This is a genomic window from Mesorhizobium sp. B2-4-7 (assembly GCF_006442685.1).
In the GTDB taxonomy this organism is placed as follows: domain Bacteria; phylum Pseudomonadota; class Alphaproteobacteria; order Rhizobiales; family Rhizobiaceae; genus Mesorhizobium.
In genome coordinates this window covers 342,537-357,070 of the sequence record NZ_VFVH01000002.1, presented here as the reverse complement: position 1 = coordinate 357,070, position 14,534 = coordinate 342,537, and the positions used below count along the sequence as shown (strand labels likewise).

General features: G+C 64.5%; 13 protein-coding genes. 5 read left to right on the top strand and 8 right to left on the bottom strand.

The genetic code is table 11. The features are described from left to right. Positions 1–17: 17 nt before the first annotated feature. From FJ946_RS08375 to FJ946_RS08360, 4 genes are all read right to left on the bottom strand, one after another. Positions 18–1,751: a SulP family inorganic anion transporter gene (locus FJ946_RS08375; protein ID WP_140563807.1), complete on the bottom strand. Its 1,734-nt coding sequence runs from the start codon at positions 1,749–1,751 to the stop codon at positions 18–20. A 67-nt stretch (positions 1,752–1,818) separates the two neighbouring features. Next, a complete protein-coding gene (locus tag FJ946_RS08370; RefSeq protein ID WP_140491757.1) occupies positions 1,819–2,097 on the bottom strand; it encodes a helix-turn-helix transcriptional regulator in 279 nt (92 codons plus the stop codon). Between the two features lie 290 nt (positions 2,098–2,387). Then, on the bottom strand, positions 2,388–3,089 hold the full coding sequence (locus FJ946_RS08365; RefSeq protein ID WP_140563805.1) for a phosphatase PAP2 family protein: 702 nt from the start codon (positions 3,087–3,089) through the stop codon (positions 2,388–2,390). 31 nt (positions 3,090–3,120) lie between these two features. Continuing rightward, positions 3,121–3,459, bottom strand: a complete 339-nt coding sequence (locus FJ946_RS08360) for a hypothetical protein (protein WP_140493450.1) — start codon at positions 3,457–3,459, stop codon at positions 3,121–3,123. A 159-nt stretch (positions 3,460–3,618) separates the two neighbouring features. Here FJ946_RS08360 and FJ946_RS08355 point away from each other — a divergent pair, with 159 nt between their 5' ends. Both FJ946_RS08355 and FJ946_RS08350 read left to right on the top strand, forming a co-directional pair. Continuing rightward, positions 3,619–5,010: a sensor histidine kinase gene (locus FJ946_RS08355; RefSeq protein WP_140491753.1), complete on the top strand. Its 1,392-nt coding sequence runs from the start codon at positions 3,619–3,621 to the stop codon at positions 5,008–5,010. Beyond that, positions 5,007–5,663, top strand: a complete 657-nt coding sequence (locus FJ946_RS08350) for a response regulator transcription factor (protein WP_140524397.1) — start codon at positions 5,007–5,009, stop codon at positions 5,661–5,663. The genes FJ946_RS08355 and FJ946_RS08350 overlap by 4 nt, the downstream gene beginning before the upstream one ends. Before the next feature lie 190 nt (positions 5,664–5,853). Here FJ946_RS08350 and FJ946_RS30725 read toward each other — a convergent pair whose 3' ends face one another. Beyond that, positions 5,854–6,309 carry a hypothetical protein gene (locus tag FJ946_RS30725; RefSeq protein WP_348640496.1) on the bottom strand — a complete coding sequence of 152 codons (456 nt, stop codon included), beginning with the start codon at positions 6,307–6,309 and terminating at the stop codon, positions 5,854–5,856. A 331-nt stretch (positions 6,310–6,640) separates the two neighbouring features. On the opposite strand from FJ946_RS30725, the gene FJ946_RS08335 reads away from it, so the two are divergent. Beyond that, positions 6,641–8,644 carry a PhoX family phosphatase gene (locus FJ946_RS08335; protein ID WP_140563801.1) on the top strand — a complete coding sequence of 668 codons (2,004 nt, stop codon included), beginning with the start codon at positions 6,641–6,643 and terminating at the stop codon, positions 8,642–8,644. A gap of 59 nt (positions 8,645–8,703) precedes the next feature. Here the strand turns inward: FJ946_RS08335 and FJ946_RS08330 are convergent, their stop codons facing one another. Then, the gene (locus FJ946_RS08330) at positions 8,704–9,885 is read right to left on the bottom strand and encodes an NAD(P)/FAD-dependent oxidoreductase (protein WP_140524391.1); all 1,182 of its coding nucleotides are present in this window, start codon (positions 9,883–9,885) and stop codon (positions 8,704–8,706) included. Between the two features lie 331 nt (positions 9,886–10,216). Here FJ946_RS08330 and FJ946_RS08325 point away from each other — a divergent pair, with 331 nt between their 5' ends. Next, positions 10,217–11,254, top strand: a complete 1,038-nt coding sequence (locus FJ946_RS08325; protein ID WP_140524389.1) for a phosphatidylglycerol lysyltransferase domain-containing protein — start codon at positions 10,217–10,219, stop codon at positions 11,252–11,254. A 31-nt stretch (positions 11,255–11,285) separates the two neighbouring features. Here FJ946_RS08325 and FJ946_RS08320 read toward each other — a convergent pair whose 3' ends face one another. Both FJ946_RS08320 and FJ946_RS08315 read right to left on the bottom strand, forming a co-directional pair. Continuing rightward, positions 11,286–12,047, bottom strand: a complete 762-nt coding sequence (locus FJ946_RS08320) for an ABC transporter permease (protein ID WP_140491741.1) — start codon at positions 12,045–12,047, stop codon at positions 11,286–11,288. After that, positions 12,044–12,970, bottom strand: a complete 927-nt coding sequence (locus FJ946_RS08315; protein ID WP_140563799.1) for an ABC transporter ATP-binding protein — start codon at positions 12,968–12,970, stop codon at positions 12,044–12,046. The genes FJ946_RS08320 and FJ946_RS08315 overlap by 4 nt, the downstream gene beginning before the upstream one ends. 202 nt (positions 12,971–13,172) lie before the next feature. Here FJ946_RS08315 and FJ946_RS08310 point away from each other — a divergent pair, with 202 nt between their 5' ends. Continuing rightward, positions 13,173–14,534: a cytochrome ubiquinol oxidase subunit I gene (locus FJ946_RS08310; protein WP_140491737.1), complete on the top strand. Its 1,362-nt coding sequence runs from the start codon at positions 13,173–13,175 to the stop codon at positions 14,532–14,534.

The following is a 14,534-nucleotide window of genomic DNA, read 5'->3' as shown; positions in this document are numbered from 1 at the left end:
AGGAAGAAGAATGCAAGCTACTGCGCTGCCCTTTTTCCCTCCAACTGCGCCTGCGCTGCCCGGATCGAGGCGGCGTAGGTCACCAGCGGGCGCTTGAGGCCGTGGTTGATCAGCGTGCGTCTTGTCTGCGGCGAAGCGCCGGATATGACAAAGCGCACGCCGGCGCGCCTGGCCTTGTGCGCCGCACCCTCGATGACATTGGCCGCGGTCGAGTCGAAGAACGGCACCGCCGAGCAGTCGAGGATGAAGTTCTTGCGCTGGTCGGCGATGCGGTCGAGCACCGCGCCGACGGTCGAAGCGGCGCCGAAGAAGAATGCGCCGGAGATGCGGTAGACGACGGTGTCGGCGTCGGTCGCGTCCCTGGAATCATAGACGCTCTCGCGGTCGGCGACGTCCTCAGGCACCAGCGTCTGGTCGGCCTCGACGGCGATGGATTTCGCCATGCGGTCGATGAACAGGATCGAGCCCAGCGCGAATCCGACAACGATGCCTTCGGTCAAGTCGCGGAAGACCACGATCAGGAAGGTGGCCATCAGCACCAGCGCATCGCCGCGCGAGGCGCGCAGCAGCGTGGCGAAAGCCTGCTTCTCGAACATGTTCCAGCACACCACCGCCAGCACGCCGGCGAGGGCGGAGAGCGGGATGTAGCTGGCGAGCGGCGCTGCCGCCAACATCAGGACGAGCAGGATCATGGAGTGGACCATGCCCGAAACCGGCCCGTGCGCGCCGGCCCGCACGTTGGTGGCGGTACGGGCAATGGTGCCGGTGGTGCAGATGCCGCCGAACAGGGCCGAGGCGATGTTGGCGAAGCCTTGCGCCACCAGTTCGCAGTTGGAACGGTGCCGGCGGCCGGTCATCCCGTCGGCGACGACGGCCGACAGCAAGGATTCGATGGCGCCCAGCAACGCGAAGGCGATGGCGTCCGGCAGCACGTCGATCATCCTGTCGAGGCTGACGGGGGGAAGCGCCGGCCATTGCAGGCTGCGCGGGATCCCGCCAAAGCGCGTGCCGATCGTCTCGGCCGGCAGCGCAAACAGCGCCACCGCGAGCGACGCCAGACCGATGGCGATCAACATCGCCGGCCATTTCGGCCGCCAGCGCTTCAGGAAAGCGATGGTTGCGATTGTCAGCACCGCCACGAAGGTCGCCGCGAGATTGATCGTGCCGGCCGCCTCGCCGATCGCCGTCAGCTTCGGCACCAGCGGGCCTGGCTCCTTGCCGGCGAGCTTCAGCCCGAACAGTTCGACGATCTGGCCCGAGAAGATGATGACCGCGATACCGGCGGTAAAGCCGACCGTCACCGGATAGGGAATGAACTTTATGTAGGTGCCGAGCCGCAGATAGCCGATGGCGATGAGGAAGATGCCGGCCATCATCGTCGCCAGCAACAGCCCGTCCACGCCGACCCGCGCGACCGTCGCCGCCACCAGCACGATGAAGGCGCCCGCGGGGCCGCCGATCTGGAAACGGCTGCCGCCGAACGCCGAGATGATGAAGCCGCCGATGATCGATGTGTAGAGCCCGCGCTCCGGCGTCACCCCTGATGCGATGGCGATTGCCATCGACAGCGGCAAGGCGACGATGGCGACGGTCAGCCCGGCAATGGCATCGGCCCTGAGATGTTCGAGCCTGTAGCCTTCGCGCCAGACCGTCACCAGTTTCGGTGTGAACAGTTCGGAAAAAGTCGGCTTTGCCGGCCCATGGGTCGGTTTGCGCGCGGTTTCGTTGAGTGTCTGCCCGATCTCGTCCATGGACTTCCTTCCGCACCTGAAAGGCGGCGGGATCGTCGGCAGGACTGTCGGCGGTCGCCGTCGCGACTTATGCCGGCTCAGCTTTCGGATTGGGCGGCACGGCAGGCTTGAGGCGCACGCCCCGGCCGCCGCGCTCACTGGGTTGATTCTCGCCGATCAGCTCCACCCCGGCCTCGTCGAGGGCCTGGATGACCTTCATCAGCGTATCGACCACACCCCTGACCACGCCGTCGCTCGCTTCCATGCGCTGGATGGTGGGAAGCGAAACGCCGGCGCGCTCGGCGAGCGTCTTCTGATCGATGCCGGCCAGCGCCCTCGCGGCGCGCATCTGCGCGGCAGTGATCATCGGCCGGGATCCCCGTCTGAGTCTGCGGATATGATGTATAATACGATCATTATGATGTTTCAAGCATCAGGATGCACGCTTGAGCCTTGATCATCATCGCTATCGAGCATTTTTCGGATACTTCCCGAGCATTGAGAGCTATGGTGTTCCATCTGGGGCAGGGGATAACGTGGTTGACCATTTTCAAGACATTGACGACATCGGCATGCCTGGTATCGGTGGTCCTTCTGCTAACGGGCTGCGGACACTTGATCAACCGGCTGATCTGACCGCTTCCCGGTCGAGCGTCGTCAGACGTCGTCACGCACCACCCTGCGCCGTTGCAGGACCCTTGCCGCCAACCAGCACAGCATGGCCCAGGCAAAGCCCGCGCACCAGCCGGCCAGCACGTCCGACGGCCAGTGGACGCCGAGATAGATGCGGCTGATGCCGACCAGCACCGTCGTCAGCACGGCGAGCGCCAGAACATAGATCTTCGTCGTCCGGCCCTGCAGGAAGCGCGCCGCAAGCGAGCCCAATGTGAGATAGGTCACCGCCGAAAGCATCGCGTGGCCGCTCGGGAAGGAAAGCGAGGTCTCGTTGACCAGATGCGAGACGAGCTCGGGCCGCGGCCGGTCGACGCCGAGCTTCAGCAGGCTCGACAGCATCTGGCCGCCCGCCACGGCGACGAAGATGAGAAGCGCGGTCCCGGGCCTGCGGATCAACAGCAGATAGATGATCGTCGCCGCCGTGATCAGCACCAGCACGCTGGTGCTGCCGAGGCTGGTGATGTCGCGCATCGCCCCTTCCATCCATGGCGGGCCGATCGGGATACCGGGTTGGCCGGCCTGGCGGAAGGCAAGCATGATTTCAGCGTCGAAGGCGTGCGGCGTGGTGGCCCGTGCCACCTCCATCAACTCCACGAAGCCCCACAGGCCGGCGGCGACGACAAGGCCGGCCAGCAGCACCGGGAATTCGACCCGGCTCAGCAGAGCCTTTGCCGCAGTTCTCATCGGACCTCGTTTCGCAACCATGGTTTGCCGGTCATCGCCCTTGCACATAGGGCCCGAGCGTGATCAGCGCCACGGCGGCGATCGCCAGCACGATGCCGGCCGCCTGCAGCGTATTGATGCGCTCGCCGAAGAATATCAGCGCCACCAGATTGACCGATACCAGCTGGATGACGGCCGACAGGCTGAACGACACCGACATGCCGAACTCGCGAATCAGCCGCAGCATGATCAGATTGCCCAGCGAATAGAGCGCAAGCGTCAGCACGATCTTGCCCAGGCTGGGCGCCATCCCCCATTGCTTGGCGGCCGCCGCCGCCAGCAGAAAGATCACGGTCGAAAGACCGAGCTGAAGTAACCCCGAAAAACTCACGCTGCCCTCGATATTGATGCCGGTCGTCCGTGCCTTGTTTCGCAAGCGCGTCGCGACGTCAAGCAACTGCCGTGGGACCAGGCTCTTGTGTCGGCAGGACCGAAGCGCCAAAGTCGCGGCCACTACCCTGCCCCTGCGGGTGGGGGCGAGGAGCGTGGCGTGCGATTTCTCGAAACCTTGTCGCGGCGCTGGAACGGGCTTACGCTGGCGCTGCAGTTCATCATTGCCGGCGGCTTCGGGCTGCTTGCGGTGATGCTGGTGGTCGGCTTCTGGGTCACCGCGCAAATCCGCGAAAGCGTGCTCCACAATTCGGCGGCCACGACTGCCCTTTATGTCGACAGCGTGATCGCTCCGCTGCTCCCCGATCTGCGCACGAACCATCAGCTCGATGACGCCGTCAAACGGGCGCTTGACGAGACCCTCGGCCAAGGCGCGCTCGGCAAACGGCTGTTTTCCTTCAAGTTGTGGCGTCGGGACGGCACGGTGCTGTATTCGAAGGACACGGCCTTGATCGGCCGGCAGTTCGGCCCGAGCGCCAACCTGCGTGCCGCCTTCGCCGGTAATGTCGTCGCCGAGTTCAACGAGCTAGGCGACGAGGACGACAAGGAGGAGAGGGCCGCGGGCGTGCCGCTGCTGGAAATCTACAATCCAGTCCGCGAACCCTGGTCGGGCGAGGTGGTCGCCGTCACCGAATTCTACGAGATCGCCGACGATTTCCAGGCGGCTCTGGCTTCCGCCTTGCTGTCGAGCTGGCTGATCGTGGCCGGCGCCACGCTGACGGCGCTGCTGCTGTTGTCGGGGATCGTCATACGTGGCAGCCGCACCATCGACAAGCAGCGCGGCGTTCTGCAGGGTCAGGTCTCCGAGCTGCAGGCGCTGGTTTCGCAAAACCGGGCGCTGCGCCTGCGCGTCCAGCAGGCGTCGCGCCGTGCCACGGCGCTCAATGAACGATACTTGCGTCGCATCGGCGCCGACCTTCACGACGGGCCGGCTCAGCTCGTCGCGCTGGCGGCGCTGCGTGTGGACAGCCCCGCCATTTCCGGCGAGGGTGCCTCCAGCGACAGCCGCAACGCCGAGATCGCCATGATCCGCATGGCGCTGGACGACGCGATGCGTGAAATCCGCGGCATCTGCAACGGCCTCGTCCTGCCGCAGATAGAAACGGCCGCGACCGGCGACATTCTGCGTCTTGCCGTCGACGAGCATCAACGCAGGACCCGCAGTTCCGTGGCGCTGACCCTATCCAGGCAGTTGCCCGAACTGGGCGCTTCGGAGAAGATCAGCATCTATCGCTTCGTCCAGGAGGGGCTGAACAACGCTTATCGTCATGGGCAGGGCAAGGATCAGGAGGTGAAGGCCGGGATGACAGGCGGCAAGTTCTTCGTTGAAGTGTCGGATGGCGGGCCCGGATTCGACCCGAGGCGAGCCGAGGGCCTGGGGCTCGCCGGCATCAGGGAACGTATCGAAAGCATTGGTGGCCAGTTCGAGACCACGACCGGGCCACAGGGAACACGATTGATGATTACGCTAGCCGTCGAGGATCAACCATGATCGGTACCATCCGTGTCGCCATTGTCGACGACCACCCGCTGTTTCGCGAAGGCGTTACCCGCAGCCTGTCGGAGATCGGCGGCTTCGAAATGGTGGCCCAGGGCGCCACTGCGCAGGATGCCGAACGCATCGCCTCGACTTTGCAGCCCGACATATTGCTGCTCGACATCAGCATGCCGGGTGACGGCCTTGCGTCGGTGGCCGGCATACTGGGTGCCAATCCCGGACAGAAGATCGTCATGCTGACGGTCTCGGAGGCCAATGCCGACGTGGCGCGGGCGCTGAACGCCGGTGTGCGCGGCTATGTGCTGAAGGGGGTCGGCTCGCGCATGCTGGCCGAAATCCTGAATGGTGTAGCGGCCGGCGAGACCTATGTGTCGCCGACCCTGTCGGCCCGCCTGCTTTCGGACCTGCAATCGCTGCAGCCGGCCAACGGCAGGACGGATCGTCTGCGTCAGCTCACCGGACGCGAGGCCGAGATCCTGCAGCTGGTGGCGGAAGGGCTGAGCAACAAGGAAGTGGCGCTGCGGCTGGCACTGCAGGAAAAAACGGTCAAGCATCACATGACCGGTGTGCTGTCCAAGCTCAACGTCCGCAATCGCACCGAGGCGGCGCTGCTGATGCGCGAAGCGCGGGATCGGGCCGGCAGCTAATCCTGGTCGGCCGCAAGGGATCCCCGGTTTGGGATAACGACACGCATAAATGAAAACCTGAAGCGCGGTGCAGCAGCGGAACGCTCCAGGGCAAAAAAGACGGCCCCTATACGGGGCCGGAGCGACAAGGTCACCTCCGCCGGGGGGCGGCGGAGGTGACACGTAAAACGGGCGATGCCTATTGCCCGCTCTACAACCCCTTGAGGCGGCTTATATCCGCCGCCGTCGCAGGGCGCTCGACGATCGTGCGGCCCAGAGCGTCGGTCATTTTGAAGCGACCCTTCTCGATCTCTTCCCCGAAGCCGTTAGGGTGCTGCACCACGATCTTGTTGTCGTCTATTTCGACACGATCGCCGGTTGTTGCGTTCACATGCTTGCCGGAGCTGTTGGCACCCTTCCCCTTGCCGTTGTTGCCGCCGCCATTGTTCCCGTTGCCGCCAGCGTTGCCATTGTTGCCTCCGGCGTTGCCATTGTTGCCGCCGCCGTTATTTCCATTGCCGCCATTGCCGCCATTGCCGTTACCGCCACCACCGCCATTGCCGCTGTTCCCGCCAGGCTTGGCTTGGGCGCTGGACGCGACAATGCCTGCGGCGGAACCGTGAAAATCGAGGTGATAGGGGGCTATGGTCAGCGCCAGTGCCGGCACTGCTCTCAGGGCCAGCCAGCAACAATGAGCCATGATCGAGCTGCGCATCAGTCCCTCACTTGATCGGACCGGCAAAATTCAGAGGCCATCTCGTGCAGGTACGCGACCATCGGCGACATGGCGTGTTCGTGTAAGTGGCCCACGACCGATGCCGCGGCAATCCGGACCTTCGCCCCGATCGGTTTAGGACCTTGGTCCGAGTTTCAAACCGGATGTGGCGCGAGGTTCGCGGTCAAGCTGGCGGGTGCACGAATGTCACGAAAGTGTGACCGATCGTCTATAAGGGGTCGAAACGCGTGACACGCTCCAGCCATCCAGCCAGAGGCAGACCATGACCGACCATCGCTCGCCCGACGCCCGATTCCGCACCAGCCTGCTTGAGGAAAACGACGGTCCGGCGACCAACCCCACCGAAAACCGCACCATGGGCGAAATCATTGCCGAACGGTTTTCCCGCCGCGCCTTCCTCAAGGGCTCGCTGGCCGTCTCTGCCATTGCCGCCACCGTCAGCCCGCTGGCGCTCGTGGCCGCCGACGATGCGCGTGCCGCCGAGGGCTCCGCCTTCTCGTTCGAGGAACTCGAAGCCGGTATCGACGACAAGCACCATGTCGCGCCGGGCTACGATGCTGACGTGCTGTTGCGCTGGGGCGATCCGCTGTTTGCCGATTCGCCGGAGTTCGACCCGGCCAGGCAGTCGGCTGAGGCCCAGGCAAGACAATTCGGCTACAACAATGACTATGTCGGCTATATCGGGATCGATGGCTCCGCCGAGCACGGGCTGCTGGTCGTCAACCACGAATACACCAATCCGCATCTGATGTTCCCGGGCATCGCCAAGATCGTCGAGAAGGACGGCAAGAAGGCGGCCGAACTCGCGCCGCTCTCGAAGGAGCAGGTCGATGTCGAGATGGCGGCACATGGCGGCACCATCGTCGAGATCCGCAAGGAAGGCGGCAAGTGGCAGGTGGTGCGCGACGGCAAGTTGAACCGCCGCATCACCTCCAACACCGAAATGGCGCTGTCGGGCCCGGTCGCCGGTCATGACCGCGTCAAGACCAATGCCGACCCATCCGGCACCAAGGTCATCGGCACATTCAACAACTGCGCCGGCGGCGTCACGCCTTGGGGCACCTATGTCATGGCCGAGGAGAACATCCACGGCTATTTCTCCGGTGAACTGCCGGAAGGCCATAAGGAAGCCGCCAATTACAAGCGCCTCGGCATTCCGGAAGGCGCCTATGAATGGGGCGCGCATTACGATCGTTTCGACCTCGCCAAGGAGCCGAACGAGCCCAACCGTTTCGGCTGGATCGTCGAGGTCGACGTCAACGATCCGACATCCACGCCGAGGAAGCGCACCGCAATGGGCCGCTTCAAGCATGAAGGCGCCGAATCGATCATCGCCAAGGATGGCCGCGTCGTCTTCTATCTCGGCGACGACGAGCGCTTCGAGTACGTCTACAAATTCGTCACCGCGGGCCGTTTCGATCCGGACGACCGCGCCGCCAACATGAACCTGCTCGATGACGGCACGCTGCATGTCGCCAAATTCGCCGCGGACGGTACGGTGGAATGGCTGCCGATCGTCTTCGGCCAGGGCCCGCTGACGGCCGAGAACGGCTTTGCCGGCCAGGCCGACGTGTTGATCGAGACGCGGCGTGCCGCCGACCTGCTCGGCGCCACCAAGATGGACCGCCCCGAGGACATCCAGCCCAATCGTGTCAACGGCAAGGTCTATGTCATGCTGACCAACAATTCCAAGCGCAAGGCCGACCAGGTCGACGCCGCCAACCCGCGCGCCGACAACGCCTTCGGCCATATCATCGAGATATCGGAGGACGGCGGCGATTTCGCCGGCACCAGGGGCAGATGGGAGGTGCTCCTGAAATGCGGCGATCCGGCGGTTGCCGATGTCGGCGCCACCTTCTCCACCGCCACCACGGCCAATGGCTGGTTCGGCATGCCCGACAATTGCGCGGTCGATTCAGCCGGGCGCCTGTGGGTCGCCACCGACGGCCAAGGGCCGAAGGCTACCGGCCGCACTGACGGCCTGTGGGCGGTCGACACCGAAGGGCCCGCACGCGCGACGTCAAAACTGTTTTTCCGCGTGCCGATCGGCGCTGAAATGTGCGGGCCGCTGTTTGCGCCCGACGATCAGACCGCCTTCGTCGCCGTCCAGCATCCAGGCGACGGCGGCGAGGATTGGGAGGCGTTCGGCCGCCCGTCCTATTATGAGGATCCGTCGACGCGCTGGCCCGATTTCAAGCCGGACATGCCGGTGCGGCCGGCGGTCGTCGCCATTACCAGGCAAGGCGGCGGCAAGATCGCGATTTAGAGGGCAATTCCAGGAAAGTGGGGTTCCGTCCGACGCGTAAAACGAACCTCCAGCCCGGTTCAGCGGCCCGAATTGGCGATCCGCCGGGCAATCCGCTCGGCGATCGCCTTGGCCTGGATGGCGGCATTGGCGAAGCAGCCGCGGATGCTCGGCCGCATGCCGGTGAACCAGAGGCCAGGCAGTTTCGGATCCGCATCGCCGCCGTTGAAGACCGGAACGCCCTTGCCGTCGAGCACGCCGAGATTGCCGACCATCTGCTCAAGCCCGGTGCGGTAGCCCGTCGCGGCAATGACGATGTCGGGATCGATCAGGCTGCCATTGGCCAGGATGACGCCGTCGCGGGTGAATTCTCGCACCCCCGGCACGACGGTGATCCTGCCCGCGCGGATGGCGTCGATCGCGCCCTCGTCGGCGGCGATCGCTGTGTAGTCGGTGGTCAGGCGGCTGGCGCCGCCCACCGGTGCCGGCGGCACGCCGAATTTCGTCAGGTCGCCGAAAACCAGGCGCTGCGTCAAGGCGATCACCGCATCGGCGACCCGCAAAGGCAACCGCGCCATCAGCGGCGACAGCCGGTGCACGGCAATCTTGCCGATGCGCTTGGGCAGGACCGACGGACCGTTGCGGGCCGACAGCCACAGCGAGGCGGTGCTTGCCTGCGCCAGGTGGTTGAGCGCGTCTATACCCGAGTTGCCGGCGCCGACGACCAGCACCTTCTTGCCGGCATAGTCCTTCGCGTCGCCGAAATCCGCCGAATGGATGATGCGGCCGGCGAAATCCCGCATTCCTTTCCAGTCGGGGATGAACGGCTGTCTGTCGCGGCCGGTGGCGATCACGACGTGGCGCGCCAGGCGCATCCCGGCGCTGGTCTCTATCGCCCAGTGGTCGCCCCTGAACAGGACCGCCTCGACGGCGACGCCGAGCTCCACCGGCAGCCGGTTCGCCTCGCTGAAATCGTTCAGATAGCGGATGACGGCGGTTCTGTGGGGGAAGGCGAGCGTGCCCTTCGGATAGGCAAGGCCGGGAAGTGCCGAAAGGTCGCGGTGAGTATTGAGGCGCAGCTGCTGGTGACGCCGATGCCATGGCTCGGCCAACCGGCTCTCCTTTTCCAGGATCGCCGTCGCCACGCCGGCCTTGACCAGCGCCTGCGCTGCCGCGAGACCGGCGGCGCCGGCGCCGATGACGATCGCCGGTTCGATAGTTACCGTCTGGTGCGCTGCCGGTCTGATTGTCGTATCTGCCATTCGCTCACGAACCCCATTCCACCCTTGTGGCGCTTCCGCCGACACCGGCAGAACGCCCTCCCGCGCATGATCCATACAGCAGATCGGCCCCGGATTTCGAGGCCATGCGCCGCACCGCGGTTGCGTCCTATATGGCATATACGCGAGATCGGCGATAATCAGGTCGCGGCAATGTGATTGATTCGAGATCCGGGGGCTGGCGGATCTCTGTTACCGGTACAGGAATCCGAAGTCCTCGAAACGCTTTTTTCGGCTTCCTGTGCAAAATCAAGGCGCCACGGCGTATAGCGTACCCGGGTGCGCGCCGCAGATGCACGCGGAATCTCGACCCATGCCCTCCTTGCGGATCTATCTCGACAAAATCCTCGAGCGTGCCTCGCCAAAGGTCGAGCGCCAGGCGTTCACCCATGCCGAACGGCTGGCGCTGGTGCGCCGCCACGGCGACTTCTCACTCGCCTACTCCTCCGCCGTGCAAGGCAGGCTCTCCTATTTCGGCGACGCCGACGGTTACATCGCCTTCGGCACCAAGATGAAGCATCATTTCGCGCTCGGCGACCCGGTCGCCGATCCGGCCCATCGGGCCGACTATATCAGGCGCTTCGTCGAGACCGCCGGCAGCCCCTGGTTCGTGCAGATCGGCGAACAGTCGGCGCGGGTGCTGGCCGGGCTCGGCTACAAGGTCAACCGGCTGGGCATCGACACCCGTCTGCCGCTGCCCGCACACGATTTTTCCGGCAAGCGCAACGAAACCGTGCGCTACTCCGAGCGCTGGCTGTTGAAGAAGGGCTTTTCGTTCGCCGAGGACAAGCGGACCATCTTTCTCGACGAGATCTCCCGGCTTTCGGCGAACTGGCGCGGCGACCGCATCGTCAAGCGCTGGGAAATGGGCTTCCTCAACCGGCACTTCGCCGATCATGTGGGCGTCGACATGCGCCGCTTCGTGCTGCACGGCCCTGATGGCGAACTGGTCGCCCTGCTCGACTTCGATCCGCTGTTTCGCGGCGGCAAGGTCATCGGCTACACCACCGCCTTCAAGCGCAAGCACATCGACGCCTCGCCGCATGCCGAGGTCGGCCTGACCAAATTCGCCGTCGACCGCTTTCGCGAGGAAGGCATTTCGGTCGTCACGCTCGGGCTCTCGCCGCTGGTCGACGTCGGCCCCAGCGGATTCGCCGAAAGCGATTTCTGGCGCAACGCCTTCCAGCGCGCCTATGATTCGCCCTGGGTCAACCGCCGCCGCTTCAACCTGCAGGGGCAGGCGGCGTTCAAGCGCCGTTTCCACGGCATCGAGGAGCCGGTCTACGTCGCCTTCCGCAAGGGAACCTATGTCGAGATGCTGGGCCTGCTGCGGCTGGTGAAGGCGATCTAGCTCTGACCGCGGCTCAGCGTGGCTTCGCCCCTCAATTCCTCAGCCGGTAGCCGGTCCTGAATATCCAGGCGACGGTCGCCACGCAGATCAGCAGAAAAACCACGGTCATGCCGAGGCTGATGCCGACCGAAACGTCCGATTTTCCGAAAAAGCTCCAGCGGAAGCCGCTGATCAGATAGACGACCGGATTGAACAGCGTCACCGTGCGCCAGGCGCCCGGCAGCATGTTGATGGAATAGAAGCTGCCACCCAGGAAGGTCAGCGGCGTGATGATCAGCAGCGGCACCAGTTGCAACTGCTCGAAGCTCCTGGCCCAGATTCCGATGATGAAGCCGAACAGGCTGAAGGTCACCGCCGTCAGCACCAGGAAGGCCAGCATCCAGAACGGATGCTGGATCGAGAGCGGCACGAACAGCGAGGCCGTCGCCAGAATGATCAGGCCGAGGATGATCGACTTGGTGGCGGCGCCCCCGACATAGGCGAGGACGATCTCGAGATAGGAGACCGGAGCCGACAACAGCTCGTAGATCGAGCCGACGAATTTCGGGAAGTAGATGGCGAAGGAGGCGTTGGAGATCGACTGCGTCAAAAGCGACAGCATGATCAGCCCGGGCACGATGAAGGCGCCGTAGCTGATGCCGTCGATCTCGGTGATGCGCGAGCCGATGGCCGAGCCGAAGACGACGAAATACAGCGACGTCGACAGCACGGGTGAGACGATGCTCTGCAAGACGGTGCGCAGCGCGCGCGCCATCTCCACCCGGTAGATCGCCCATACCGCGCGCAGGTTCATGGCTCTTGCCTCAGAAGATTGACGAAGATCTCCTCCAGCGAACTGTTCTGCGTGTCCAAGTCGCGGAACTGGATGTCGGCGGCCTCGAGATCGCGGATCAGCGACGCCACACCGGGCCGGTCGCTCTGGTTGTCATAGGTGTAGGTGATCTGCCCGCCATCCGGCGACAATTCCAGGGCGTAGTGCGAGAAGGCGTCCGGAATGGCGCCGAGCGGGCTGCGCAGTTCCATCACCAGGCGCTTGCGGCCGAGCTTGCGCATCAGTTCGGCCTTGCCCTCGACCAGGATGATCTCGCCGCGGTTGATGACGCCGACGCGGTCGGCCATCGCCTCGGCTTCCTCGATATAGTGGGTGGTGAGGATGATGGTGACGCCGTCCTCGCGCAGCCGCCGCACCATCGCCCACATGTCCTGGCGCAGTTCGACGTCGACGCCGGCCGTCGGCTCGTCGAGGAACAGCACGCGCGGTTCATGCGACAGCGCCTTGGCGATCATCAGCCGCCGCTTCATGCCGCCCGAAAGCGTGATCGCCTTGGCGTCCTTCTTGTCCCACAGCGACAGGTCGCGCAGCACCTTCTCGACAAAGGCATGGTTTGCCGGCTTGCCGAACAGGCCGCGGCTGTAGTTGACCGTCGCCCAGACGCTCTCGAAGGCATCGATGGTCAGCTCCTGCGGCACTAGCCCGATCAGGCCGCGCGCGGCGCGATAGTCCTTGGTGATGTCGTGGCCGTCCACCGTGACGCTGCCCGACGAACGGTTGACGATGCCGCAGACGATGGAGATCAGCGTCGTCTTGCCGGCGCCGTTGGGGCCAAGCAGCGCGAAAATCTCGCCGCGCTCGATGTCGAGATTGATTTCCTTCAGCGCCTTGAAGCCGGTGGCGTAGGTCTTGGTGACCCCGGAAATGGAGATGACAGGCTGCATGGCTGAAAACGGCTGCTTGAAAGAGGACCCCAGATATAGGACGAATGTCGCCGCATGCAACCGCAAGTCAATGCCGTTGCTGACAGTTCTCGACATTGCCGCCGCATGGCGCTGCGGCGTTCCGCCTCGCGGCGGGACGCCGCTTTGACCGGCCGGCCCTACAAGCCTATTCTCCGCTTATTAGAAGCAGCCGGAGCCCGCCATGGACCCGCTCATCCTTTCGCGCATTCAGTTCGGTGCGAATATTTCGTTTCATATTCTGTTTCCAGCCATCACCATCGCACTCGGCTGGGTGCTGCTTTTCTTCAAGCTCCGCTACAACGCGACCAATGATTCGGCCTGGATGCGCGCGTATTTCACCTGGGTGAAGGTGTTCGCATTGTCCTTCGCCATGGGCGTGGTTTCCGGCGTCACCATGAGCTTTCAGTTCGGCACCAACTGGCCGGGCTACATGGAAACGGTCGGCAACATCGCCGGGCCGCTGCTGGCCTACGAAATCCTCACCGCCTTTTTCCTCGAGGCAGCCTTCCTCGGCATCATGCTGTTTGGCTTCCGCCGCGTTTCCAACCGCATCCACACGCTGGCGACCGTGCTGGTGGCCGGCGGCACCACGGTGTCTGCCTTCTGGATCATCGCGCTGAACTCGTGGATGCAGACGCCGGTCGGCTTCGAGATGCGCGACGGCGTCGCCCACGCCGTCGACTGGTGGGCGATCCTCTTCAACCCCTCCATGCCCTACCGTCTCGTCCATATGCTGCTCGCCTCCGGGCTTACGGTATCGTTCCTCATAGCCGGCCTGTCGGCGCTGCGCTACCTCAAGGGCGACCGCTCGGAATCGATGTGGAAGGCGCTGCGCACCGGCGTCTTCACCGCCGCCATCCTCATTCCCATCCAGATCCTTGCCGGCGACCAGCACGGCCTGAACACGCTCGAGCACCAGCCGCAGAAGATCGCCGCCATGGAAGCCAACTGGAACACCGGCCCCAACGTGCCGCTGGTGCTGTTTGCCATTCCGGATGAAGCGGCCAGGGAAAACAGGTTCGAGGTGACCATTCCCAACGGGGCGAGCTGGATCCTGCGGCACAGTGCCAGGGGCGTGGTACCGGGACTCAACGACTATCCCGGCAACCATCCGCCCGTCTTCCCGGTGTTCTGGGGTTTTCGCGTCATGGTCGGCACCGGCCTGTTGATGCTCGCCGTCTCCTGGTCGGCCGCCTTCTTCCTCAAGCGCCGTCATGGCTTGCCGAGGCCGCTGGCGCTGCTCATGGTGCCGATGACCATCTCCGGTTGGGTGGCGACGCTCGCCGGCTGGTATACGACGGAGATCGGCCGCCAGCCCTGGCTGGTGACGGGCGTGCTGAGGACCGCCGACGCCGTCGGCCCGGTGGCCGGCAGCCATGTGGCGCTGACGCTGGCCGTCTATCTCGCTCTCTACGTGCTGTTGCTGATCGCCTATCTCGGCGTTCTGGTCCACCTGGCGCTGAAGGCGGCCAAGGACGGCGACACCTCGCCGCTGCCGGGCGTGCTCAACAAGCCGATGTCGCAGCCCGCGGCTGGCGAGTAG